Source organism: Streptomyces sp. KMM 9044 (genome assembly GCF_024701375.2).
Lineage (GTDB): Bacteria > Actinomycetota > Actinomycetes > Streptomycetales > Streptomycetaceae > Streptomyces.
Genome location: NZ_CP113910.1, coordinates 3,868,357 through 3,892,399, shown reverse-complemented (window position 1 = coordinate 3,892,399; position 24,043 = coordinate 3,868,357). Strand labels below are relative to the sequence as shown.

Below are 24,043 nucleotides of genomic sequence, written 5' to 3'. Positions count from 1 at the left end.
GGCGACCTCAACCCCTTCCACTCCCAGGCGACATGGGAAGCAGTCAAAGCGCCGCCCTTCCCCGCACACAAGCACCATTCAGGCAATGTCCTGAACGCTCGCCCCGCCCACGGAGGCGCGTACGGGTGCGCGCCCCCGTGTGCCGGTGCCGGGTCGCAGGTTCGCGGACCGGCACCTCGCCCGGCGGTCAGCCGGCCGTCACGGGCCCCACCGTGTCCCTCAGCACAACGTACCCCATACAGACGAATGTTGTTGCGAAAGCAACATACAGACGGAACGTGGCGCGCTTACGCCTGCGGGGTCCGCCGGGGCCGTTTTCATCTTGCACGTGAAACACTTACTCTTTTCCCCTTTGGCCGTAAAGTTTCTGGAGTGAGGGTGGCCCCCGCCGCACCCTGTCGTGCCGTGTTTCCGCAGCCGTGCGACCTCTTGCCGGAGTCACCGCCATCACTGCGCCGGATATTCATAGCCGGATTCCCGCTCTCGCGCAATTCGGCTCACTGTCACAGCGTCCGTGGCGCGGTCGCTCCGTGCCCGGCGGGCCGCGCCCAATGGGCGACTTCCCTCTGGCCCGCAACCGGCAATGGCGGCAGACTACGCTCCGCGGGCGCCGAGCCGGCGGCGCGCCTGCCCCAGCGCGCGCGACGCGCGCTCCTCCTCGGCACGGGCACCGATGCCACGGCCGACCGACAGACTGTCCTCCAGGTGGCCGACGGCCCGTGCCAGGTCCCCCAGGTCCTGCTCCGCCAGCGCCAAGTCGTAGAGGATGTCGGCTTCTTCACGTGCGGCTTGCACCCGGCGCGCCAAGGCGAGAGCGGCGACATGCGCGGGCAGGGCCCGCTCGGGGCGACCGGCCGCGCGATGGGCCGCACCCGTTCCACTGAGAGCGATCGCCTCTCCCCGCAGGTCTCCTATGCTCCGCAGCACCCGCAGGGCGCTTTCGTAGAGCGCGAGGGCCTCTTCGGCGAGGGCAGGAGATCTCCTTTCCTCCCCGAGAATGGTCAGAACGCTCGCCAGATTCATGTGGAGCGTGGCGTGATCCCCCTTGCTCCCCATCCCCGCAGCCACGCTTATCGCCTCTCGGTAGGTTCTCTCCGCGGCTTCTGGATCACCCATTCTCTGCTGCAGTTCCCCTATATTATTCAGCGTGCGATATCTCCCCCGGTCGTCTCCGACGCCGGCGAAACCGGAAAGGGCGGACCGGAAAGATTCCATCGCTTCCCGATTCTGTCCCATGTGGAGCTCGGTGATGCCCAGGAGATTATGACTGCGCGCCACATGCAAAAGGTTTCCTATTTTCAACTGAAAAGGAAGAGTCCTCTTCAACAGGGACTGCGCCAGCCCGTACTGCCCCGTCTGCCACAACGGCATCGCCAGCTGGCGCACGCACTCACCCTCGAGTTCGGGGTCCTGGAGGGCGCGTGCCACGCCCAGCGCCTCGCGGGCCGCCTCCAGGGCCTCCCCGGACCGGCCTCCGTGCGTGTGCACGACGCCGAGGTCGAGCAGGGCCCGCGCCCGCGCCGGATCGTCACCGACCGCCTTCCAGTGCGTGACGGCCCGGCGCAACAACGGTTCGGCCAGGGAGAGGTACCCCTCCATGTCGAGAAACCCTGCCAATACGTGCACTGTCTGAGCCAGTTGATGTTCGGAACCGTATTGACGCGTCCAGTCCAGCGCGTCCAGCAGATTGGCGCTCTCGGTGATCAGCCATTGCTCGGCCGCATGGGGAGTGGATATCTGCGGCCCCTGCGTGACAGAAACACCGATGGTGTCCATGCCGATGCGGGAGCGGTACGGATAGGCCAGTCGGTCGGCACGGTCCGCGACGCGCACATAGTGATCCACCAGAGCACGTACCGCTTCCCGGGAATCAGCCTCCGTATCCATGTCCGATTCGGTCCCGGACAGTGATCGCGTGAACACCCGAAGAAGATCATGCATGGCGAAACGGTGCGGGGAAGGCTCGGAAACGAGGTGGCGGGTGAGGAGTTCCTCCAGGATGCGCTCGGCCACGTCGACGGTGAGACCGGTCAGCGCCGCCACCGCGTACGGCCCGAACTCCGCCCCGAAGTGCAGGCCGGCCCTGCGGAACCCCAGCCGCTGCAAGGAGTCCAGCGAACGGTACGAGAGCGCGAACACGTGCGTGATCGACCGTTCACCGTCACGGATCTCGGACAGCCGTCCGTCCCCGCTGCCACCGGTCAACTGTCCGAGCAGGTCGGACGTACTCCATGAAGGACGGGCGAGAAGGCGGCTCGCGGCGATCTCGATCGCCAGGGGTAATCGGCCGCAGATACGGACGATCTCCTCGATGTCGGACGTCCGGGTGTCGCGTCGCTCGCCGAGCCGCTGTTCGAAGAGGGCGACCGCGTCGCCGCGCGGCAGCACGTCCAGGGACACCGGTCGTACGCCCGGAAGCCCGGGGAGGCGGTGTCGGCTGGTCACGACGACCGCCGTCGGGGACGCCCCGGGAAGGAGCGGCCGTACCTGCGCGGCACCGGCCGCGTCGTCCAGGATCACCATCATGCGGCGCTCCCGCACCCTGGTGCGCCAGAGCGCGACCAGTTCGTCGAGGCTCTGCGGGAGTTCCTTGGCGTCCATGCCGATCAGGCGCAGGAGTTCGGCCAGCGCACGCTCGGGGGCCAGTGCGGACCGGTCCACGGCATGTCCGCCGAGGTTCAGGAAGAGGCGCCCGTCCGGAAACCGGTCTCGTAGTGCGTGCGCCGCGTGGACGGCAAGCGCCGTCTTGCCGACGCCCCCCATTCCGTCGATCGCCTCAACGGTGACCACCGCGCCCGGTGTACCGCTTCCCTCCCGGAGGGCGGAGGTGAACCGCTGCAGCTCGTCGCGCCGCCCGACCCAGGGGACGTCGCGCGGCAGATTGTCCGGCGTGGGAGCGAGGGCAGGGGCGGAGGCCGCGGGCGCGGCAGGAGGACTGCCGTCCGGACGGGGCGGGACGTGCCCGCCGGTTCCGGTGTGCTCCAGCAGCGCCGCCGCCGGGGCCCCGGCCAGAATTCCCTGCTGGACCCGGTGCAGCCGGCGTCCTGCGTCGATGCCGATGTCGCGGACGACCCGTTGCCGTGTCCGCTGCAGCAGTCTCGTCGCCTCGGCCGTGCGGCTGCTGCCGTGGAGCGCGAGCGCCAGCTGCTCGACCAGAGCCTCGTCGACCGGGTGTTCCCCGGCCAGGGGCAGCAGTACCTGCGCCGCCTCGGCGAACCTGCCTGCCCTGGCGAGTATCTCGGCCCGGGTCTTGGCCGCGGCCAGGTTCTTCTCCCCTAGGGCGGCACGCAGCTGTCCGGCCCAGGGAGCCACGATCCCGGCGAGAGGTTCCCCGCGCCAGAGTTCGTCCGCCCGGTCGAGGAGGCGCAGGGCCTCCTCGTCGTCGGCGCCGGTCAGGGAACGGGCCCGGTCGACGCAGCTCGTGTAGCGGCGCAGGTCCACACACCCCGGGTCGATGTTCAGGACATAGGAGTTGGTACGGCTGACGATCTCAGGAGCGTCCGTACCCATGATCCGCAGGGCCCTGCGGATGCGCGACACATGGGCGTGCAGGGCCTCCCTGGCCTTGACCGGCGGATCCTCGCCCCAGATCCGGCGGATCAGGGTGTCGACGCCCACGGTCCGGCCGGCGTCCCAGGCGAGGACGGCCAGGGCGAGGCGGGTCTTGGTGGAACCGAGATCACTGCTTCGGCCGGCGGCCCGCACTTCGACCGGTCCCGAGAGTCGAACCGAGATCTTCACCAGCGCCCTCCCGCCGGTACCGCCTCCCCCTGCCGGACTTCAAGGGTGTCATGGGCTCACCGAAAGAGACCGCCTGGTGACCTTATATGTCCAGAATTGAACGACTGCGCCATGGCCTTGTTCAGTCACTCCCCGGAGTGGGGAGGGGTTCTTCAGCACACCGCGGCGCACAACGCCGCCGTGCATACGCCGAAGAGGCGCTCATCCGGCGGCGGAAGGAGCCACCCACATGCCAGTCCCCCAGTCCGGCAGAGCGGCGGCGCTGTCGTCGGCCATGGCCGCGTGCGCGGCCGACCGGGAGACACCGGCATGGCGCGAACTGACCCACGCCGTACGAGCCGCGGTCCGGGCGGAGCGAGCGAGGGGACGGACCGTGGCTCCGGCATCGGATCAGACCGTGGCCCTGCTCTGGTCCCTGGTGGCGCCGGACACGGCTCCCACGGTGCTGCAGCGACTGGCCGCGCGGCTGGACGACCTGGCTTCGCGTGACCCCGACACGGAAAGGGCTCTGACGGACTGGTTACGACGCCACCCTCCCGCCCCGGCCGGTTCCGGTCCCGCCAACGTCATCGGCGGGACGGCCGTACTGCACGGCCCGAGCGTGCAGGCCCGGGACATCCACGGCGGTGTCCACATCCACCAGACTCCCGGACCGGCCGCTGCCTCCCGTCAACCGCTGCCCGTCCCACGGCAGCTGCCTCCGTCGAACAGGCACTTCCTGGACCGCGAGGACGACAGGCGTGCCCTGGACGACCTGCTGGCCCGGCGTTCCCCGCATGCCTCCCCCCTCGTGGTGGTCAGCGGATTCGCCGGTGTCGGAAAGACCGCCCTCGTCTCGCGCTGGCTGCACCAGCACGAGAGCCGATTTCCCGACGGCCACCTGTACGCCGACCTGGGTGGGCACGCCGACGACAAAGACCCCGGTCCCCTCGCACCCGCCACCGTCCTGGAGGGGTTCCTCTTCGCCCTCGGGGCCCGCTCGGTCCCTGCCACCACCACACAGCGGTCGGCGCTGTGGCGTTCGGTGACCTCGGGACTGAGACTGGCCGTCTTCCTGGACAACGCCTTCACGGCGGCCCAGGTGCGCCCTCTCCTGCTCGGTTCACCCGCCGGGCTCACCGTGGTGACCGCCAGAAGCCACCTCACCGGACTGCGCGTCGACGGTGCGGCCGTACACCACCTGGACGCCCTCCCACCGGAGTCGGCCGTCGAACTCCTCGCCCTCGGCGGTGGCCGGCGCGTCGCGCACGAGCCCGCCGCCGCGCGCGACGTGGTGACGCTGTGCGGACGGTTGCCGCTCGCCGTCGCCCTGGCATCCGCCCAGCTCGCCGTCCGCCCCCACCGTTCCGTGTCCGCCCTCGCCGAGAGCCTTGCCCGGGGCGAGGGACCACTCGACGCGCTGCACATCGAGGGAGAACCCGTGATGCGTACGGCGTTGGACACCTCGTACGGCCTGCTGCCCGACGACGGCGCGACACTCTACCGGCGGATGGGACTGCTGCCCACGGACCGCTACGACCACTTCATGCTGACCGCGGTCGCCGACGACGCGATCACCGCCGGCGCGGCCGTCGACGCCCTCGTGGAGGCGAGTCTCCTGGAGGAGACTCGCCCGGGAACGTACCGCTTCCACGACCTGGTCCGCCCGCATGCCCGTCGCCTCGGCGAGGAGGAAGAGGCGGAGAACACCGGGCGGCGTGGACGCACGCTGCGCCGGTTCGTGGACTGGTGCCTCGCCACCGCGACCGTCGCGGAGGGCATGCTCACCCCCAGCCACCGCATGGCGCATCCGGACGGAGCTCCCGACGCCGAGCGGGCCGTCGCCCCTACTCCGCTCGCCGGCCCGGAGGAAGCACTGGCCTGGCTCGACACGCATCGAGGCAGTCTGATGGGCGCCGTACGGCACTGCGCCCGAGTGGGGTGGGACACCTCCTGCTGGCGGTTGACGGACCGGGCATGGCCGCTCTTCCTGCGGCTGCGGCCCTCCGAGATGTGGATCGAGGCGCACCGCCTCGGCCTCGACGCGGCACGCCGGAGCGGGTCCAGGCAAGGCGAGGGCCGCATGCTGACCTCCGGCGCGATCGGCCTGCGCGACGCCGGGCAGTACGACGAAGCGGCCGACTGGTACCGGCAGGCGCTCGATCACGCCACCGCGGACGGTGACCTACGGCAACAGGCCCAGGCCGTCAACGGGCTCGGGCACATCGGCCTGCTGACCGAGCGGCTCGAAGAGGCACAGGCGCACTTCGAACACGCACTGCGGCTGCGGGAGTCGATCGGCTACCGGCGGGGAGCCGCGCTCTCCCGCATGCGTCTCGGTGAAACCGCCCTGGCGGGCAACGCCTTCGGCGCGGCCGCCGGGCATCTGAGACAGGCGTACACCGAGCTGGAGTCTCTGGAAGAGGACTACGAGGCGACTCGTGCACTGGCGCTCCTCGGCCATGTCCTGGTCGAGGGCCGGAACCAGGACGAAGGCACCCGGCGACTGCGCGAGGCACTGGCGAGGTTCCGTGCGGGCGGCACCCGGTCCCGGCACTGGGAGGGGCGCTCCCTGGAATGGCTCGGCCGGGCCGCGGAGTCCCGGGGCGACACGGAGGAAGCAGACCTCTGTTACGAGGCCGCCCGCGACCTCTTCCGGCGAGTGAGCCCCGGGGACGCCGAACGCGTCGAAGCCCGGCTGCGGCACCTGTGACCGTGCCGCAGCCGGTGTGTTCCGCCCGGACGGTCAACGGGCTCCGTACGGCCGCACGGAGCGCAGGGCCCGCAGCGACCCTCCCGCCGCGGACCAGGCGTGCACGGCCGACGCGGCGACATGCGGCGGGGCGGGAAAGCAGCCCACTTCCGACGCCGGACCCCACTCCGCTCCCGCTTCTGCCCCCTGCCGCGCATGCCCCACACTGCCGGCCACGTCCCGTACGCCGATCACACAGCCCCCGTCGCCGTCGGGCACGGCGGCGACGAGGCACCCCGGATGGCGGACGAGCAAGTGGCTCACACGTTGGCGGGCCGCCGCCCCAGGCAGCGGCGTCGGGCTCACGAGCACATCGGCGCACTCCGCCAGACCCGCCGCGCACGGAGCGTCGGGGTCGGCCCGCAGATGCACGTCGCACGCCGCACCCCGGCCCGGCAGATGCGGCAGATGCGGCAGATGCGGATACGCGTGCGGGCTCGGGAGCCAGTGGCCCGAAACCACGGGGACCAAAAAATCGAGACGGACCAGGACCCCCACCCGTCCCGAGGCCGACGGCCGCCAGGAGACGGACGCGGGAACGGAGACCGGAAGCAGCCGGGCGTCGGTACGCGGTCCGGCACAAGCCCGTGCCGTTCCCAGACGCACGGTCGCCCACACGGGCTGCGGAGCCTCTCTTGTGTCGGTTTCCACCGCTACGCCACCCCCGTGTCGGCGGCCCACCGCTCCAGCGGCGGCGGCAGCGGCGGTGGAGGGACCGCGGGCGGGCAGGCCGGCTCGCCCAGCTCCAGCAGCCGGTAGAGGACCGAGCGCATGCGCCGGTGGAACTGGCCCGGCGCCGAGGACAGGAGGGCGGCCACGTGGTCGTACTGCCCCGGACGGTGCTGCCGCGTCGCGTAGTCCAACTGGTCGGCCAGTGGATGGGCGGGGGACACCACGGGTGCGACGGCTGCCAGCCGTGCCGCCGGGGAGTAGGCGGCGATCTCCCTCCTCGGGCCGGCGGTGAGCAGCAGGGCGGCCTCCGTCAGGGTGCCGTATGCGGTGAGCGAGCCGTGATCGCCGATGATCCAGTCCGCCGCGATCAGCAGCGCCTGCCAGTCCGCTTCCGGAGGCACCGTCGCGATCCCGCGGGCACGGCAGCCGGCGAGCCAGCTGTGCACCTGCCATGTTCCGTGACCTGCGAAGACGTTCGGATGGACCAGCAGTGCCACACGGTAGCCGCCTCCGGGCAGTTGGCTCAGCAGTTGCGGCAGCAGGGCGTCGAGCCGACCGAAGGTGGAGGCGGGGCCCCAGGTGGAGGCGACGGCCACGAGCCGCTGCCCGGCCTCGATGCCCAGCGCCCGGCGGTACTGCTCCCGCCGGGGCATGCCGACCGTGATCCGGTCGACGCACGGGTCGCCCACCACGTGGGCGACCGGCAGGGCTTCAGGGCAGGAACGCGTCAGTTCCGCCACGTCGCGCTCGTGCGCGTAGACGATCGCGGCCGGGCCCACCCGTCCGTCGTGTACGAGGTGCTGACGACTCAGCATCCCCGGTGACCGCCTCTCCCCCCGGGCCAGGGACGCGGTGTCGGTGAGCAGCTTGATGTGACCGGCCCCGTGCGAGATGCGTACGACCGGAGTCCGCAGCTCGTGCACGCCCCGCGAGCCGGCGGTCAACGCCAGGTCGAACTCGGCGTGCAGGGCCTCCTCCCAGGGCACGGTGACAATGCCGAGGCTCTGCAGGTACTGCGGAACACCGGCGCCGAAGGCGTGCGGGGCGGCGGTGAAGACCACCTGGATGCGGAGGTCGGCCGCCAGCAGGCCGAAGACCTCCCGTAGCCGCTGACCGAACGTGACCGTGTGGACGACCACCAGAACCCGTTTGCAGTCCTGTACGGTCAGCCAGTGCCCTTGCTCGATCAGCGCTGATTTCGTGGTTCCGACAGACACAACGGTCCCCCATGATTCGTCGGCTGCGCACAGCAGTCGACAGGTGGGTTCCCGTCGCGGACGGCACTTTCCTTGCAGCCACCTTGCAACACCCTTGCGGCACGGCCGCGGACATCCGGGGAAGTCGCCAAGAGCTGTGCCGTCGCCGCCTCCGCGCTGAACCGCCGCCGTTCCGCCTGCCCCCCGCCCCCCCCGCCCGTACCGTCCGGTCGGCACACCACCAGCATCAGGAGGATCAGGACGAAGCCGGACATCCCCTGCGGCACCCCCCGGCGGCGCAGCCCGAGGGCAAGGGGTACGTACGGTCCGGCCCCGGCGGTGAGGGCGAGCGCGGGGCGCACACCGTCGGCGCGCTCACTGTGGGCCCACGCCGTGCAGGGCGACGTACAGACCCACGCCTGCCCACGCCTTTGGGCAGCGCAGCAGTTCGTACGCCGTGAACGCGCTCGCCACCAGGGCGGCGAACGCCCCGGGCCGCCGCCGCAGCGGCAGGGGCGCCCGCAGGCCCAGCGTCACCAGCACGCCCAGCGCGTCGTACGGGCGGTACGCCAGGGCGCCGCACTCCGCGCCGAGCGGAGCCGGCACCGGCGCGCCCCACCGCCGGGACGAGCGGAACGGCACCCACTGCGCCACGCGCCGTCACGTCCGGCGCACGCCATCGCGCCCCGGCAATCCGCCCTCGTGCCACCGGCGATGACACCACCGCCTCGGCCACGCGCCGAGCCTGGCCCGCGCTTTTCGGCGCCCTGTGGGCGATGGACGGCATCGGACCGCCCGTCACATTACCGGGCCGTAATCTTTCCACCGCTACCACGAGTAACTTGCTGAGGGGTAGGTTCAGCCCGAACCACTTCCGAGCGGTGCGGGAAAGCCCGCGGGACACGTGTGCCCCACCTCGCCGCCGGACCGCCGTGCCGTCGCAACTCCACAGCCCCAACACCCCACAGCTCAGCCCCACAGGTCCCCAGCTTCGCCACCGCGCCTCCCTGTCCGGGCCGATCACGGGACGCCCCGGCACGGAGGCCGCTTCCTGACCGCCGCCGCACAGAGGGTTGCCCTGCCCGCACGCCCGCGCACCAGGCTTCTGGCCACCGCCGTCACCGCCGCCGCCGTCACCGCCGCCGCCGGCCTCGGCGCCCAAGCCGTCGCGGCCACCCCGCCGTGGCGACGGACGAGGTCGTGTCCCGGGGTGTCGCGATCCCCGCGTTCTACACCCCGGCCGACGCGCTGGGCTGGTCGCTCAACGGCTTCCTCCCGTCCGACCCGGCCCTGAGGCCCATCGCCGAGGCGCACCTGAACGCGGCCGGCAAGGCGGTGCCCGCCGGCCTCTCGACGATGTGCGTCGGCGACGCCCTCCTCGGCTACGGATTCACCAAGAGCACCAGGTGGACCAGGTGGACCAGGTGGACCAGGGACGGAAAGCCCCTCGGCGACATCGTCGCCGCCACGCCCGCGCTCCGGACCTTCCTGGACAAACAGCCCATCGGTACGATGAAGCCGTCCGGTCCCGTCCGCCTGGCCACCGGCGTCAGCGACGACCTCGTGCCGCACGGGCAGGCCCGTGACCTCGCCGTCGACTGGTGTGCCAAGGGCGCCGACGTCATGTACAAGGCCGTCGTCCTCCCCAACGTCGGCAGCGCGCTGCTCAACCACTTCGCTGCGCTGCTGACCGGCCAGGGCGACGCCGTGGACTGGCTGACCGACCGGCTGTCCGGCAAGCGGACCGTGTCCAACTGCCGGACCGTGCCCCTGCAGCCCTGACAACCGGCCCCGGCAGGGGAACCGTCCCAGGTCCGCGACGGTTCCCGGTAGGGAGACGGAAACCGCCGCTTTCCGGGCGTGCCCCCGTCGCGGGGCCCGGTGGCCGCCACGTCGAAGTGATCCGGACCCGCGTCACCCTGCCGGACCGGGGCTCGGCTACGCTGTTCGACCATGTCGCACCCTGACGATCTGCTTGTCGCCATCGCCTCGATGGTCGAGTCGGACCAGGACAGCCAGATGCCACTGACCGTGGTGATCCCCGGCGCCGTCATCACCGGACGGCTGGCCCCCGAGGCCCTGTGGCGGGAGCGCGTGGCGGAGGTGCTGCGCGACTCCGCGCGGCTCGGCCACTTCGCCGTCCCGTTCGCGGAGGCCGGCCGGGGCAGAGAGCCGTCGCACCCCTCCCACCTGCACTTCCACGTCGCCCGGATTCTCCAGGGGAGCTACGGCATCCCGGACACGGGAGGCATGTACCGCGTGGCGCTCGCCGACGTGAGCGCCTGGACGGTGGGCGACATCGGGTACTCCGACCAGCAGTGAAAGGGCCGGCGACGGCCCTTTCCGCCCCTACGGCGTGAGGCCGATCGACTCGCAGGCCGCCCGGTACTGCGCCGTACAGATGTCCTCGACGTCGTAGACGCCGTCCCGGAGCACCGTGTCCTCGACGTCGTCCTGCGTCAGGACGACCACCGGCACCGGCATCGCCGGGATGTCCTTCTGCGTCGGGCTGTCGACCCGTTCACCGGTCAGCGAGTCGAACTGGATGTCCCGCCCCTGGACCCTGGCCACCGCCATCTCGGCAGCGCCGTCGGCCTCCAGCAGGAACGGCTTGTACACCGTCATGTACTGCGTGCCCGCGAGGATCCGTTCCTGGATGAGGGGACGGTCGAACTTCTCGAAGCGCGCCGTGTCCCTGTCGGGGAGGAGGAGGCCCACGGTGATGTCGTTGCGGTGACTCGGCGACGCGGAGTCACCCTCTGCGCCGATGGCGTCGAGCGCACCGCACGCGGAGAGGGAGAGCACCGACAGGGCCGCGAGGACGGCTGTCGGAGCGGTGGTGCCACGAGGCACCCGGGTCGTGCGGCGTGCGGGAGTGGTGGTGCTGTGAGTGCTGCGGGTACGCGTGCGGGTGGTCCAGGGGTTCACAAGGTGCCTTCCAAGCGAGAGTGCAGCGTGGCGACCAAGTGATGGGCAAGCCAACGCCGCACGGCCCGGCAGCGTCAACCCGCGCCTTACACGGGAACAGCCCTGTCGTTTCCGGTTCTTGAGTATCCTCCGCCGGTTCCGATTTCTGGTCGGGACAGCCCAAATCGACTCCGCGAACAGCACTCAACCACCTTTGACTCAGAAGATTTTGACTGCACGACATTCAATCGGGGCCGCCCTGCGCACCGGCTGACGCACATACTCACGGTATTCACGCGAAGCGGTCAGAGAATGTGCGCAGAGGTGACACACGGGCTGCACACAGCGGCTCGTGTGTGTCGTCGGCGTTACTGTCCCTGCCTCACCCGCTCCCACCGCGCGACGCGAACGGGCCGTCCCCGGCCCGGCGGGTGCCTGCCTGCCAACCGGGAAGACGGCTCTTCGAAGTGGGTGGGGGTGATCGTCGGCCGACGCGCCTCGGCCGCCCCACGGAGCGCCGCCCGACCAGGACGTTCGACGGGCAGTCGGCGCGTGCCGAGGTGCCGACGGCCGGCGGTACCCCCATCGAGTTCGAAGACCCGGGAAGACAGCGGATGGACTACTGCTCCACGTGTCGTCGGCATCCGAACGGCGCCCTCGTGTGCCCCGGATGCGGCGCCCACGCCCCCGGCATCGCGCCGCGCGTCATCGGCGCTCGCACCGTCCCGGATGCGGCGCCCACGCCCCCGGCATCGCGCCGCGCGTCATCGGCGCTCGCACCGTCCCGGACGCGGCGACCTCGACCACACCCATGGCGGGCTTCCGCGCGACGGCCGGTACGGCAGTCCGTGGGGGGCACGGCCGGAGCCGGAGTCAGGGGAGGAGAAGGGCGGGCCGGGCCCGAGCGTGGACGCCCCTGGCCCGGTGTCCGGATCCGCGTCCGCGTCCGCGTCCGCGATATCCGCGTCCGCGGGACGGGCGGCACGGCGGAGGCAGTCGGCCCGCGGGAAGAAGACCCAGCGTCGTGCCCTGGTCGCCACCGCGGTGGCCTTCGTCGGTGGTGGACTCATCCTCGCCTCGACGGGCCGGGGTTCCGGCGACCGCGCCCAGGCCGCCACGGCGCCCGAGGTGTCCGGCATGGGCGGCACGGACGGGCCCGCGGGCCAGGACGACGGCCCGGCGCCCTCTGCGGGCCCGCCGGGCACGCAGCGCTCCGAGGACCGGCCCGCGCAGCCTGCCCCGGACGGCGACACGCACCGGCGGTCGACCGACACCCCGTCGGCGCCCACCACTGCGTCGGGCGCCCGGCCGGGCGGCGCCACCGACGCCCCCGCGCCGCGGACCACACCCTCGTCCGACGGCTCGGGCGGCCAGGACGGCTCGGAATCCAACGGTTCCGGCTCCGCCACGGCGGCCCGCCCGACGACCCCACCTGCGGATTCCTCCGGCAACGGCGGCAGCAGCGGCGGCGGCGGCGGCGGCGGCGGCTCGGACAGTCAGGGCGGCTCGCAACCCGCCGCCCCGCTCCCTCGGCGCCCACGCCGGAGTCACCGGGCTCGTCCGGCTCAGGTTCCGATTCCGGTTCCGGCGCCGGCGCCGGCTCCGAGCTCTGCCTCCCGGTGATCCGCCTCGGCTGACGGCCACCCGGGCGGCGGATCTTCGTACGCAGCCGGCGCGGGCGGAGGAATTCGCCCCCACATGCGCGAACGCGTCGGCCGAAGCGAACGGTCCGGGACAGGCCGGATGACGGGCCGGACGGGTGAAGAAGGAAAAGACGGGCCCCACCCACAGCTCACCGCATCCGTCCGGAACGACGGCAACGACCGCCCCGCCCACGCATCACGCCGGTGCTGCGGGACAATCGGGGCATGAGCATCGTCAAGATCAACGTACTCACGGTCCCGGAAGAGCAGCGGGAGACGCTGGAGAAGCGGTTCGCCGCACGGGCGGGCGCGGTGGAGGGTTCGGACGGATTCGAGTGGTTCGAGCTGCTCCGTCCGGTGGAAGGCACCGACACCTACCTCGTCTACACCCGCTGGCGGACCGAGGAGGACTTCCAGGCCTGGACGGCCGGCCGCGGCCAGGCCACGCACGGCGGTGGTGGCGGTGCGCAGGGCGACCGCCCGAAGCCCGCGGCCACCGACGCGACGCTGTGGTCGTTCGAGGTGGTCCAGCAGACCGGCCCCAAGCAGGCCTGACCACGACAACAGGCACAGCACGGAGCAGGGGCCCCGCACCGATGTGCGGGGCCCCTGCTTCAATCCCTGCGTACTCGCGTACTACGGGTCAGGCGGGAACGATGTTCTCGGCCTGCGGGCCCTTCTGGCCCTGCGTGACGTCGAAGGTCACCTTCTGGCCTTCCTGGAGCTCACGGAAGCCCGAGGTGGCAATGTTCGAGTAGTGAGCGAAGACGTCGGCGCCGCCGCCGTCCTGCTCGATGAAGCCGAAGCCCTTTTCCGAGTTGAACCACTTCACGGTACCGGTGGCCATATCAAATCTCCTGAGACAGTGCTGGGAAAACGCACTTTACGAATTCCCTCATCGTCGCGATGATCACCTGCCCGGAGAATCCGGTAGCAAACTGGCAACCACAACTGCAACTGACGTCAGCCTAGCACGGAACATATCCACGGCAAGCGAGGAAAATCACTGAGGAAAAGCATGGTCAACGCGTTTGAAGAAAGAGATTTCCACGACGGAAGCCATATTCCTGTTCCGGCGACGACAGATTTTCACTGGTGCCGGCGCACGGCATGCTCGCTCCGTCGGCGCAGTTCCTCGTAGTCCCGCTCGATCCGCTCCAGCCGCTCCTCCAGGCCGATGATGCGGCACGCGGCCTCGACCGGGGTCCCCTGGTCGACGAGTTCGCGCGCCCTGGCGGCGAGCTTCAGCTGATGGCGCGAGTAACGGCGGTGACCGCCATCCGAACGCATCGGGGCGATCAGCCCCGTCCCGCCCAGGGCACGGAGGAAGGCGGGCGTCGCTCCGACCAGTTCGGCGGCCCTGCCCATGGTGTAGGCCGGGAAATGATCGTCGTCGAGCCGGTCGGCGACGGGGAGCCGGTCATCCACCGGCTGCCGGGTACCGGCATACGGCTGACTCTCCGAGAGCATGCGCACCTTCCTGCGGACCACCACGGGGACGGGCTCCCCACACAGGAATTCTAATGGCCTCGGCGGAAAAACTACCGCGGCCCGAACAGGTCTCCCCATCGAACGACGTAACGGAGACGGGCGGTGCCGGGGGGCGGCAGGGCGGGTGACGCGGGGGCCGCGACGGGCGGCACGGGGGCCGCGTGACGCCGGGGCACGAGATCGGGTGAGCACCGGCACGGGACCGGCGGCACGGGACCGGCGGCACGGGCGCCGAACTGCACACGCGGGGACGCAACGGCCCGTCCCGGCCTTCCCTCCGGCCGCAATCTGTCACGGCGCGGAAAGCCGCGCCCACCGGGGCGGCCGAACGGGAGGACCACACGAAGTAACTGGACATTTCATGCGCTTTATCTCATTTCATCGGCCATAATCAGAACATGAGTACGGCAACGTATGAACTGCTGGCTGCAGGTCAGCACGTACTGAATCTGCTCGCGGCCTTCGTCGGTGGGCTGGTCGTGGCCGGCGCGTTGATCTGGGCCGTACGCGTCGGGATGAAGGTCATGGACCAGGAGGAACTCCGCCCCCGCCCCGAGGAACAGCCGTGCCTGCCGGAGAGCGGCGCGGTCCACGAGATGCGGGAGATGCGGGAGCCGGACGAGATGCCGATGGCACCGAGAAACGGCGAACGGCTCATGCCCTACCAGCTCCATCACTCCTCCACCAGAACGGGGAAGGACCAGCGACGGAAGCGCTGGCTGCCCGGATCGAGCGGGGCGTTCGGCAGTGGAGGCCCGGGACACGTGTGACCGGCGCGCGTCGCTCGATGACGTCGCTCCGGAGGGCGGGTGCGGGAGAACAGCGGACGGACCCCGTCCTGCCCCGATGCTCCCGGCGGCGGGGGTCCGGCGGCTTCAGCGGGTTCCGCGGCTGCCCGCCTCGACGGTCTCCAGGTAGAGCTTCACGTAGCGCGGGACGTCCACGTCCAGCCCCACGTCCACGAGGGCCTGCTCGCGCGTGCCCGCGCGGAGTTCGGACTCGCCGACGCGGGAGCGGCGGTCGACCACCGTCTGGCCGCGGGCCGGGCCGGGGGCCAGGGAGACCTCGACGGGGAGCCGGTGGGTGGCCAGGCCCTCCGGGTCGACGACCGCGCACAGCGCGCCCGCGTCGCCGAGCCCGCCCGCCGTCTCGTCGGGGCCGTCGGCGTGGACGGCGGTGGCGTGGACGGCGGTGCCGCCGTCGGTGGTGCCCGGGGCCGCGGGGTGGTGGGCGAGCAGGTCACCGGCCAGGCGGGAGCCCGGTTCGGGGCTCGCGCGCAGCCTGTGCACCTCGGCCGCCGAAACGACGACCCGGTTGAACACGTCCAGGCCGTACATCGTGATCGGCACCCCGGCGGTGAGCAGGATCGCGGCGGCCTCAGGGTCGTGCCAGACGTTGAACTCGGCGACCGGGGTGGCGTTGCCGGCACCAGCCGCGCCGCCCATGAACACGATCCGCTCGATGTTGCGGGTGACCTCGGGGTGTGTCCGCAGCAGCAGGGCGATGTTGGTCGGCGGAGCGATGGGCACCAGGGTGACCGGGCGCGGGGAGGCGAGGATCTCGTGGCGCAGCAGGGTCACCGCGTCCACGTCGGCCGGGGTGCGCCGCGGGGCGGGCAGACCCAGGTCGCCCATTCCGTCGCGGCCGTGGACGTGGGCCGCGGAGCGAGAGGTTTCGAGCAGCGGGCGCTCGGCGCCCCGCGCAACGGGCACGGCGGGTGCCCCCGCCGTCTCCAGCACGGTGAGGGTGTTGCGTACGACGCCGTCCACGTCCGTGTTGCCGGCCACGCAGGTCACCGCGCGCAGGTCGATCCCGGGGTGGCGGACGGCAAACAGCAGGGCGAGGGCGTCGTCGACACCCGTGTCGCAGTCGATGATCACCGGAATGGGCAGACCGTTCGGCACGGCGAGGACTCCTTGGGGGCGGGCGGGGACGAGGACATCTTCCCCGGTCGTCCTCACCCGGACGGACCGCCGCGCTGGTGGGGCGGGCGGCGCGGTGTTGTCGTATGAGCACGTGTCTCCGCCCGGGACCGTTCCGGATCCGGAACGGTCCCGGGCGGCCAGTTGCACGGCCAGCCGCAGCCACATTCCCAGTCCGGCTCCACCAGGAGGCACCCCGATGACGCACGCCCCGGCCGCCGCCCGCGCCCTTCTCGCCTCGGTGCTGTCGGTGTCCGCGCTGCTGACCACGGCAGCCTGTTCCGTCCTCGGTGACGACACGGCCGGCCCTGCGGATCCGGCGTCCGCCTCGGTCACCGTTCCCGCCCCGCCCTCCGCCTCACCGGCCGCCGAACCGTCCTCGTCGGCGGCGCCCGACCCCGGGCTGAGCGAGGAGCAGCTGCAGGCCGCGCTGATCACGGAGACGGACCTGGGGCAGCCCTGGGTGCCGACGCGGGGCGTGGCGACCTGGCGGGACTCGCTGCTCAAGTCGAGCACGAAGGACGCCGACTGCCGGCGTCTGCTCGACGTCCTCTACACCGAGGAGCTGTTCGGCACGTCGGCCGGACCGCGGGCCGTGGTCGCTCTGGACGACGCCTACAGCGGCGCCCAACTGCGGTACCAGGTGGCCGCGTACCGGCCCGCCGAGGTGGACCGCGCGCTGCGGTGGCTGGACGGACTGCCCGAGAAGTGCGGGGAGTTCACCGCCACGGCCAAGAAGGACGGTGTCCAGAAGGTCGAGGTCGACGCGCTGGCGCTGCCGGATACCGGGGACGCCCGGCAGGCGCTGCGGATCACCATGACCGGTGAGACACCCGACCGCCAACTGACGCGTCTCACCATGGACCTGGCGGTGGTCCGGGTCGGCGAGGAGACCATCACCCTCACCAACGGCGGCTTCGGCGACGTCGCGTCCGAAGTCACCCAGGTGGTAGTGGAGTTCGGCACCGACCGGCTGACGGAGATCCAGAAGCAGGGCAGGGTGCGGGTCTGACCTCCACGGGTCCCGTCGTCATGGGCCCGCCGGCACGCGGCCGGCCGTCACGTCATGCGGTCCACGGCCCGCTTGGCCTCGAGCAGGCCGGTTCCGGTCGCCTCGCGGTAGGCCTTGACCGCCTGGACCGTCTTGACCTCCCGCGCGAGCGCGACGATCCCGTGCTCGCCCGGGATCTCCTCGCGCAGGTCCAAGTGCTCCACCAACAGGTCGAGTTTGGTTTCAAGGCGCGCGATGGCGCGCTCGGCCCGGGAGACGTCGTTCTGGACGGTCAGAATTCCGAGGATCACGAGGGAGACGAGGAAGGGCACGGCCATGTCCGTGGTCGGCACGCGTAGGGAATCCGGCGGGGCTCGCCCATCCTCGCCTTCGGATCCGGCCCGCTCTCCTTTTTTGTGCCCCTTGCCGTTCGAGTCCGGCAGCCCCTAGGTTCATCCGCGGATTCATCCCGCCCAACCCGTACCCGTCGCTGTTGCGAGGTTGCTGTGCCGGAACGCATCCGCACCACCGTGCGTTACGTGAGAGGCCTCGTCGCGGCTGTCGCCGCGGTCACCGCACTGGTCCTGGCAGCCAACGCAGGTCCGGCCGGGGCCACTCACCCCCAGGAGCCGGACCACCGCACCACAGGTCCGGTGGAATCCGCCGTCCGCCAGGCCCTGTCGCCCAGGCCCTGTCGCTGTCGCTCTCCCTCCCGCCTCGCGACGGGAGGGAGGGGACAGGGCCTAGCCCCATCCTCCGCAGGTCACCCGTTCGGGGAGATCAACTGATCACAGCTGGTCGGCCACCGATCAGCGCAGCGGTCTGCGTTGCAGAACCCGCCGAAGCACGATCGCTTCAGGACCGTGATCAAGCCCGGAGGCTGTGCAAAGGAGTGACCCGCGGAGGACGGACCTAGCGCGGGAGCGCCTTGCGCAGGGCTTTGTCCAGTTGCTCGGCCAGGACCTCGTCCGACGGCGCGCCGTCGCCGTGCAGCGGGCCGAGCCGCGTGATGAACGTCTGGGTGAACGCGCCGTACAACGGGGTCCTCGGCCGGTGGACCGCCTTCCGCAGGGCGGGCAGGAGGATGTCGCGGGCGTAGGCAGGACGGCCGCCCGCGTCCCGCGGGACCGGGTCGGCCCCCTCGCCCGTGGGGGACACCGAGGGCCCGGGACCGACGACGGTGCACCGCTCGCCGCCCTCATAGGCCGAGGCGCGGGTCGCCGCGAAGCCCGCCTCCAGCAGGCAGCGCTCGCTCTCCTTCCCGGTGAGGAACCGGATCAGCTCGGCCGCCTTGCTCTTGCGCTGCGACACACCGGTGACCGCGAGGTTCTGCCCGCCGAGCACCGCCCGGCCGGGCAGCGGGGCGACGCCGAGCCGGCCCTCGGAGAAGGTCCGGTACAGCGTGCGGTACTCCGACGGCCAGTGGCGCAGGAACGCGGTGCGGCCCTCGGCGAAGTCGCTCAGGGACGCGTCCTCGTCGGAAGAATGGGCGTCCTGGAGGGTGTACGCCGTCTCGGTGCGGCGCCGCAGCTCCGCGATCCCGTCGGTCAGCTCGTCGACGTCGCCGGTGTAGCGGCCCTTCTCGTCGACCAGCTCGAGGCCCGGCACCGCGGACGCGAACGCCTCCACCGCGTTGACCGTACGGCCCTCGTAGGCGGCGAGCTGAGTGGTCCAGCCCTTCTCGTAGGCGTCCGGGACCGACTCGGCGTCCAGGGCCTCGACGAGACCCCGCAGCTCGTTCCATTTGAGGTCGCTGCCGAGGTCGAGGCGCTCGACCCCGGCCCGCTTCAGGTAGTCGCGCCGGTAGTACAGCAGGCCGACGTCACTGTTGAACGGCACCGCGTACACCTCCCCGTCCCACCAGGCCGTGCCGGCCACGGAGGGGATGATGTCGGCGTCGACCAGGTTCCGGGGCAGCGGTTCGATCAGGTCCGCGGTGGCGAACTCCGGCACCCAGGTCACGTCTAGGTTGACCACGTCGTAGGCGGCGCTGCGGGACTGCAGGGCGCCGAGCAGCTGGCTGCGCTGTTCGTCGGCGCTGCCGGGAAGCTCGACCAGGCGGGCCCGGAAGCCGGAGTTCCCTCGCTGCTCACGGAGGTTCCAGGCGTCGATGAGCTGCTGGCGTATGCCGTTCTTGCCGGTGACGTCCCGGCCGCTGGCGACCACGATGTGGCCGGTCACGTCGCCCGGGGCGGCGGACCCGGCGGCGGTGCCGCCGGGTCCGCCGTCGTCCGTGCCGCGGGTGCCTCCACCGGTACAGGCGGCGCAGACGACCAGCAGCAGGGCGAGCAGCAGGACCGCCGGCCCGGCGGTGGGCGTGCGGGGCCTGGTCATCATTCCTCCCCCGTTCCGGTGCGGGCGACCTCGTCGCGCAGGGCCGTGCCGGGATCGTCGCCGCTGTCCAGGCAGCGCCCGCCGCTCGCGTCGGCGATCCTGCGGTCCGGCCGGTCCGGGTCGCAGCCGCCGTTCGTCAGGGACACCACGGTCACCGGTACGTCGGACGTCCGCGCTCCGGAGAGGATGTCGTCCAGACGGTCCCGGGAGAGCTGGTCGCTGTCCTCACCGTCGGTGAGGTACACGATCATCCGCGGCCTGCTGTCCGTCCCGGACGGTTCCAGCGTGTCGAACGCGTCGTCCAGGGCGTCGCGCGGGTCGGCCTCGGCGTCCCGGACCCGGGCGCGGGCGTCGAGGGTGCGCTCGGCGTCGGCCCGCCGGTGCGGGCCGAGCCTCAGCAGCGTCTCGTACGGCCGGTCACCGGTGTCCGCCACCGCCCACACGCCGTACTCGTCCTGTCCGCCGAGGCCTCCCAGTGACTGCTTCAGCAGTCCGGGGCCGCCGCTCGGCCCCTCCCAGAGGTCCGTCATCGAACCGGAGCTGTCCAGCAGATAGAGCACCCGCCCCGGGCCACCCGCCTCCTTGTACTTCTGCAGGGCCGCCTCCATCGCGTCCCGGCTGGCGCCCCGTTCGAGCACGGAGGGCGCGGCCAGAACGCCGTCGACCTCGGTGTCCTGGTCCATCAGCTCCCACTTGTACGGACGGCGGAAGCCCTCCCTGGCGAACACCGCTTCGCCCTGCTCGCCGCTCAGCCAGTTCTGGAAGGCGGCGACCGACGCGTCACGGGCCTCCTCGTCCCGGTCCGCGCCCTGCCAGCGGACCCGTACGAACACCGGCGTCACACCGGGGACGTCCATGGGGTACTGGGCCATGCGGGGGGTGCGCGTGGTGCTGTCGCAGCCGACACCGCTGCGCATCAGGAACTCGGGGACCAGGGCGGCCGTGTGGTCGTCCACCTCCTCGTCGTCGGGCAGGGTGCACAGCAGCTCGGCGGCGGTGGGAGAGGGCGGGCCCGGCTGGGAGACCAGGCGTTCGGCGGTGCCGACGGGTACGTCTGAGCCGTACAGACCGATCGTGGCGAGCAGTCCGGCGTCGGTGAACTCCGGGTCGGGGCGCCGTACCACGGCCTTCTCGTCACGCTCGACCAACAGTTCGATCATGCGAGTCAGAGACAGACCGGTGCGGCCCTCCAGGTCCTCGGCCGCGATGGCCTGCGGGACGGCCAGCACGACCGGGGAGTAGGCGAGCGGCTCGTCGGCGGCCTCCGGCACGGCCACCGCGTCGGTGTCCTGGCCCTCCACGACCCGGGCGACGTCGGCACGGGAGGCGGGGATCCAGATGTCCGGCTGCGGCCCGATGTCCCGCTGCGGGTTGAAGCGGGCGGTGTCCACGTCGTGCGGCTCCTGCCAGGCGTCGCTCTGCTTGCGCAGCGCGGTGACCACGTCGGAGGAACCGGCGCTGTAGACGGTGATGCCGGTGCGGCGGCAACCGTCGTCCAGGGTGTTCGCCGCCGAGGTCAGATGGGCGTCGGCGGCGGCGCGGATCGTCGGCTCCAGGTCCGGATCGGTCAGGACGCGCAGTTCCAGCGGCGGAGCGCAACCGGTGGCAGCGTCACCGCCCCGGAGGTGCCCGACGAGCCCGATGACGCCGTAGGTGCCGGCGGTGAGGAGGCCGAGGGAGAGGAGAGCGAGCAGGAGGACGGTCCAGGGGGTGCCCCAGCGGCCCCAGCGGCCCCACCAGCCGGTCCTGCCCGTTCCGCCCGCCCGTCGGTCCGTCCGGTCCCTCCCCGGGAGGCTGCGGAGGCGGTCGAGGAGCCGGACCGTGAGCGGGGCCCGTGGTGGGCCGGCGGCGTCGGCCATGGGTACGGGGGAGGGGACGGGGACAGGCGTATCCGGGTCCGCGCCGGTTCTTCCCGGGTGCGGGTGCGGGTCCGGGGACGCTTCCGGGAGTTTCCCGGGGAAGCTCTTCGCGAGGTGCTCCGCCGAGCTCCTCGGCGTCTTCCGCTCCGGCGCACGCGGCCTCGCCGCCAGCAGGACGTCCTCGCCGGGTTCCGCGCGCCACTGCGGCTCCCACGCGTCGCCGCGCACGGTGCTGAGGCCGCGGGCGGCCATCCGTTCCCGCATCCGCTCGGAGAGGTCCAGGAAACCCGTCCCGCCCTCCTCGTCGAGCAGCCGGACGAGTTCGGCGGTGTACGGCGTCGGTGTCCGCGGATCGCCCGCGTCGATACGGTGGTTGGCCTGGACGCTCATCATCAGCAGCAGGCGGTGCTTGTCGCTCAGGGTCTCCCGGATCCAGGCGGCGTTGCCCGCGAAGCAGCAGTCCAGGATCACCACGATCCGCCGGGCCGGGCTGGTCGCCAGCATCGTCAGCACGGTGGTGAAGGGCTCCGCGCCCGGGAACACCGCGTGCCCGCCGGCGACCACGCTCGCGTTGCGCATCTGCAGGAACAACTCGTCGCCCGCGCTGGGGATGGCGCCGTGCCCGGCGAAGTAGAGCAGCAGTGCCCCCTCCGCCTCCGCGGTGGCCGAGAGCAGCGCCCGCTCGAAGTGTTCCAGGGACGGTGAACGGGCGACCGTGATCTCGTGCTCGCCGAACACCCCTCCACGCGTCAGCACTTCACGCAGGCGGTTCACGTTGTGCTTGACCGCCGGGAGGTCGCCGGGCACACCGTGCGGCGGCTCCGTCAGGTCGTACTCGGACACGCCGACCAACAGCGCCCTGTTGGACAGACCCCGCGGGTCGAGACGGATCACCGGCCTACCTGTCGTCGAGGTTCACCGGCTCGACTCTGCCCTGGGGCGGTTCGCCGGCCTCGACGTCGTGCCGGTTGGCCCGCCAGGCCGACACGGCCCTCTTGACCTGCTCGAGCAGCTCCGTGGCGATCGCGCCCGCCCCCGCGCCGACGATCAGGACGACGATGTCCATCCCGAGACCCATCGGGGCGCCGGACTCGTCCGTCCTCGGCCGCTCCTGGATCTGCAGATCGCCCGCGCGCACCCGTTCGTCGAGTGGTTTCTCCCGCTCCAGCCACTTGCGCAGCGCACCGATGTCGCTCGCGCTCGCGGTACTGTCCAGCCGGATTCGAATGCCCTGGTTGGCCACACCATCCCCCTCAGCCATAACTCACCATCATGACACCGCTGTTGCCTCACGGGGAGGGGTCGGCAACGGTTGTGTCCTCCCGGACGGAAGCGGAAGGGCAGGGGCAGGGGCTGGGGCAGGTCCGGTCGGGTGCCGGTTCAGTTCTGCGTCTGCAACTGGCTCAGCTGCCGCCGCACATGGTCCAGGGCGCCTTCCCGCCGTCCGGGCACGTGGCTGCGCAGCTCCGCGAGCAGCAGGCCGAGTTCACGGGCCCGTACCGGGTCGGCGATCCGGCCCCACTGGTGGTGCGCCCGGTCCACGGCCGTCTCGACGGCGGAAGCGTCCACCGCCTGACCGGTGTTGAGGCGTGCGGCGGCCACGGCCAGCCAGACGTGGCAGCTGAGCGCCGCGTCCCCGGCCAGCATCGCCAGATCCGCGCGGACCTCGGCCCAGTGCAGCGCCTCCTCGGAGGCGGGCCCGTGGGTGAGGGCGGCGTTCTGCTCGTGCCGCGCGGCGAGCGCGTGGGCGTCGGCGTGGCGGCCGGCCCGCACGGCCTCCGTGATGACCGTGTGCGGGCCCCCCGGCACGGGTCCGGGTCCACGCCGTGCCAGGACGAGTCCGGGGTGCGCGCCCTCGGCGGCGACCCGGACCAGCGCCTGCTGGTGCAACTCCTCGTCCGACGGGCGCACTCCGCTGCGCAGCAGCGTCGCGACCGCCTTCATGTACGCCGGTTCCGCGACCGTACGACGGGGGGAGCGGGAGGGCGGCGGCGCGATGCGGCCGTAGACGGCGGTGTCACGGCCCGCGTCGAGCGCGGCCGGCGATGAGACCGGAACCGCCCCCGGTGTACCCGGCGGCTGCGAGGTGCCCAGCGCCTGCCAGGTCTCCTGGTCCGCGTGCAGGTCGAGGAACAGCGTCGTGACGCCCGGGGGGCGCAGTCGCAGCTCGTCCCGGAACCAGTGCCACGGGAACGCCGTGTAGCGCACGGTCGACGTGGTGGTGCGGGCCAGCGCCAGATGCGGCAGGCTCTGGCGGCGGTCGAGCAGCAGCTGCCCCGCGACGTACAGGATCAGCGGCCCGGGGACGGTCGCGGCGGCGCGCAGCCGGGTCAGGACCGCCTGCGGCTCCAGCGGGTCGGCGAGCTCGACGACGTTCGCGGTGTCCGTGCCGGACAGGACGGCGGGCGGTACGGCGGCCAGGACGGGGAGCACGGACGCCGCGTCCACCAGCCGGCCTCTCCCCAACGGCGAGGCAGCCACCAGCAGTACGGTGCCGGGTGTGGCCCCGGACTTGCTTCCGGGTGCGGTCCCGGGCATGTTGCCTCCCCTGTCGAT

General features: G+C 71.9%; 17 protein-coding genes and 3 pseudogenes. 8 read left to right on the top strand and 12 right to left on the bottom strand.

Annotation, left to right across the window (positions count from 1 at the left end; genetic code table 11):
• Nucleotides 1–594: 594 nt before the first annotated feature.
• Entirely contained in the window at nt 595–3,741 is a 3,147-nt protein-coding gene (locus HUV60_RS17540; RefSeq protein WP_257850367.1) for an AfsR/SARP family transcriptional regulator, read from the bottom strand.
• Between the two features lie 229 nt (nt 3,742–3,970).
• Here HUV60_RS17540 and HUV60_RS17535 point away from each other — a divergent pair, with 229 nt between their 5' ends.
• Nucleotides 3,971–6,433, top strand: coding sequence for a tetratricopeptide repeat protein (locus HUV60_RS17535; protein WP_257850368.1), 2,463 nt, complete (start codon nt 3,971–3,973; stop codon nt 6,431–6,433).
• A gap of 692 nt (nt 6,434–7,125) precedes the next feature.
• Here the strand turns inward: HUV60_RS17535 and HUV60_RS17530 are convergent.
• Both HUV60_RS17530 and HUV60_RS17525 read right to left on the bottom strand, forming a co-directional pair.
• Nucleotides 7,126–8,361 carry a hypothetical protein gene (locus tag HUV60_RS17530; protein ID WP_257850369.1) on the bottom strand — a complete coding sequence of 412 codons (1,236 nt, stop codon included), beginning with the start codon at nt 8,359–8,361 and terminating at the stop codon, nt 7,126–7,128.
• Nucleotides 8,362–8,715: 354 nt separating this feature from the next.
• Nucleotides 8,716–8,994 (bottom strand): hypothetical protein, encoded by a 279-nt coding sequence (locus HUV60_RS17525; protein ID WP_257850370.1) that lies wholly within the window; start codon nt 8,992–8,994, stop codon nt 8,716–8,718.
• 585 nt (nt 8,995–9,579) lie between these two features.
• On the opposite strand from HUV60_RS17525, the pseudogene HUV60_RS17520 reads away from it, so the two are divergent.
• Nucleotides 9,580–10,122 (top strand): annotated as a pseudogene (locus tag HUV60_RS17520) (lipase family protein); the annotation flags it as partial.
• 171 nt (nt 10,123–10,293) lie between these two features.
• Nucleotides 10,294–10,662, top strand: coding sequence for a hypothetical protein (locus HUV60_RS17515; protein ID WP_257850371.1), 369 nt, complete (start codon nt 10,294–10,296; stop codon nt 10,660–10,662).
• Between the two features lie 27 nt (nt 10,663–10,689).
• Here the strand turns inward: HUV60_RS17515 and HUV60_RS33945 are convergent.
• A pseudogene (locus HUV60_RS33945) lies at nt 10,690–10,992 on the bottom strand (ABC transporter substrate-binding protein); the annotation flags it as partial.
• A gap of 869 nt (nt 10,993–11,861) precedes the next feature.
• On the opposite strand from HUV60_RS33945, the pseudogene HUV60_RS33940 reads away from it, so the two are divergent.
• The 3 genes and pseudogenes from HUV60_RS33940 to HUV60_RS17500 all read left to right on the top strand — a co-directional run.
• Nucleotides 11,862–12,068 (top strand): annotated as a pseudogene (locus tag HUV60_RS33940) (SCO2400 family protein); the annotation flags it as partial.
• A 103-nt stretch (nt 12,069–12,171) separates the two neighbouring features.
• On the top strand, nt 12,172–12,870 hold the full coding sequence (locus tag HUV60_RS17505) for a hypothetical protein (RefSeq protein ID WP_257850372.1): 699 nt from the start codon (nt 12,172–12,174) through the stop codon (nt 12,868–12,870).
• 245 nt (nt 12,871–13,115) lie between these two features.
• The gene (locus tag HUV60_RS17500; RefSeq protein WP_257850374.1) at nt 13,116–13,445 is read left to right on the top strand and encodes an antibiotic biosynthesis monooxygenase family protein; all 330 of its coding nucleotides are present in this window, start codon (nt 13,116–13,118) and stop codon (nt 13,443–13,445) included.
• 88 nt (nt 13,446–13,533) lie between these two features.
• Here HUV60_RS17500 and HUV60_RS17495 read toward each other — a convergent pair whose 3' ends face one another.
• Both HUV60_RS17495 and HUV60_RS17490 read right to left on the bottom strand, forming a co-directional pair.
• Nucleotides 13,534–13,737, bottom strand: coding sequence for a cold-shock protein (locus HUV60_RS17495; RefSeq protein WP_004985680.1), 204 nt, complete (start codon nt 13,735–13,737; stop codon nt 13,534–13,536).
• 242 nt (nt 13,738–13,979) lie between these two features.
• Nucleotides 13,980–14,360, bottom strand: coding sequence for a MerR family transcriptional regulator (locus tag HUV60_RS17490; protein WP_257850375.1), 381 nt, complete (start codon nt 14,358–14,360; stop codon nt 13,980–13,982).
• A 419-nt stretch (nt 14,361–14,779) separates the two neighbouring features.
• On the opposite strand from HUV60_RS17490, the gene HUV60_RS17485 reads away from it, so the two are divergent.
• Complete coding sequence (locus HUV60_RS17485; RefSeq protein ID WP_257850376.1) at nt 14,780–15,151, top strand: DUF6479 family protein; 372 nt, start codon at nt 14,780–14,782, stop codon at nt 15,149–15,151.
• Nucleotides 15,152–15,256: 105 nt separating this feature from the next.
• Here the strand turns inward: HUV60_RS17485 and HUV60_RS17480 are convergent, their stop codons facing one another.
• Nucleotides 15,257–16,285, bottom strand: coding sequence for a nucleoside hydrolase (locus HUV60_RS17480; protein WP_257850377.1), 1,029 nt, complete (start codon nt 16,283–16,285; stop codon nt 15,257–15,259).
• Between the two features lie 217 nt (nt 16,286–16,502).
• Here HUV60_RS17480 and HUV60_RS17475 point away from each other — a divergent pair, with 217 nt between their 5' ends.
• Nucleotides 16,503–17,315 (top strand): hypothetical protein, encoded by an 813-nt coding sequence (locus tag HUV60_RS17475; RefSeq protein WP_257850378.1) that lies wholly within the window; start codon nt 16,503–16,505, stop codon nt 17,313–17,315.
• 47 nt (nt 17,316–17,362) lie between these two features.
• On the opposite strand, the gene HUV60_RS17470 is transcribed toward HUV60_RS17475, so the two are convergent.
• From HUV60_RS17470 to HUV60_RS17450, 5 genes are all read right to left on the bottom strand, one after another.
• Nucleotides 17,363–17,647 (bottom strand): hypothetical protein, encoded by a 285-nt coding sequence (locus HUV60_RS17470; protein WP_257850379.1) that lies wholly within the window; start codon nt 17,645–17,647, stop codon nt 17,363–17,365.
• Between the two features lie 559 nt (nt 17,648–18,206).
• The gene (locus HUV60_RS17465) at nt 18,207–19,628 is read right to left on the bottom strand and encodes an extracellular solute-binding protein (RefSeq protein WP_257850380.1); all 1,422 of its coding nucleotides are present in this window, start codon (nt 19,626–19,628) and stop codon (nt 18,207–18,209) included.
• Nucleotides 19,628–22,381, bottom strand: a complete 2,754-nt coding sequence (locus HUV60_RS17460) for a vWA domain-containing protein (protein ID WP_257850381.1) — start codon at nt 22,379–22,381, stop codon at nt 19,628–19,630. Before HUV60_RS17460 ends, HUV60_RS17465 begins: the two co-directional genes overlap by 1 nt.
• A 4-nt stretch (nt 22,382–22,385) precedes the next feature.
• On the bottom strand, nt 22,386–22,748 hold the full coding sequence (locus HUV60_RS17455; protein WP_257850382.1) for an effector-associated constant component EACC1: 363 nt from the start codon (nt 22,746–22,748) through the stop codon (nt 22,386–22,388).
• A 119-nt stretch (nt 22,749–22,867) separates the two neighbouring features.
• Nucleotides 22,868–24,025: a hypothetical protein gene (locus HUV60_RS17450; RefSeq protein ID WP_257850383.1), complete on the bottom strand. Its 1,158-nt coding sequence runs from the start codon at nt 24,023–24,025 to the stop codon at nt 22,868–22,870.
• Between the last annotated feature and the right edge of the window lie 18 nt (nt 24,026–24,043).

Excerpts from the sequence above, each read along its gene's own strand:
- HUV60_RS17535 (WP_257850368.1), top strand. The coding sequence starts at position 3,971 with ATGCCAGTCCCCCAGTCCGGCAGAGCGGCGGCGCTGTCGTCGGCCATG.
- HUV60_RS17515 (WP_257850371.1), top strand. The coding sequence starts at position 10,294 with ATGTCGCACCCTGACGATCTGCTTGTCGCCATCGCCTCGATGGTCGAG.
- HUV60_RS17500 (WP_257850374.1), top strand. The coding sequence starts at position 13,116 with ATGAGCATCGTCAAGATCAACGTACTCACGGTCCCGGAAGAGCAGCGG.
- HUV60_RS17495 (WP_004985680.1), bottom strand. The coding sequence starts at position 13,737 with ATGGCCACCGGTACCGTGAAGTGGTTCAACTCGGAAAAGGGCTTCGGC.
- HUV60_RS17490 (WP_257850375.1), bottom strand. The coding sequence starts at position 14,360 with ATGCTCTCGGAGAGTCAGCCGTATGCCGGTACCCGGCAGCCGGTGGAT.
- HUV60_RS17485 (WP_257850376.1), top strand. The coding sequence starts at position 14,780 with ATGAGTACGGCAACGTATGAACTGCTGGCTGCAGGTCAGCACGTACTG.
- HUV60_RS17475 (WP_257850378.1), top strand. The coding sequence starts at position 16,503 with ATGACGCACGCCCCGGCCGCCGCCCGCGCCCTTCTCGCCTCGGTGCTG.
- HUV60_RS17465 (WP_257850380.1), bottom strand. The coding sequence starts at position 19,628 with ATGACCAGGCCCCGCACGCCCACCGCCGGGCCGGCGGTCCTGCTGCTC.
- HUV60_RS17455 (WP_257850382.1), bottom strand. The coding sequence starts at position 22,748 with ATGGCTGAGGGGGATGGTGTGGCCAACCAGGGCATTCGAATCCGGCTG.
- HUV60_RS17450 (WP_257850383.1), bottom strand. The coding sequence starts at position 24,025 with ATGCCCGGGACCGCACCCGGAAGCAAGTCCGGGGCCACACCCGGCACC.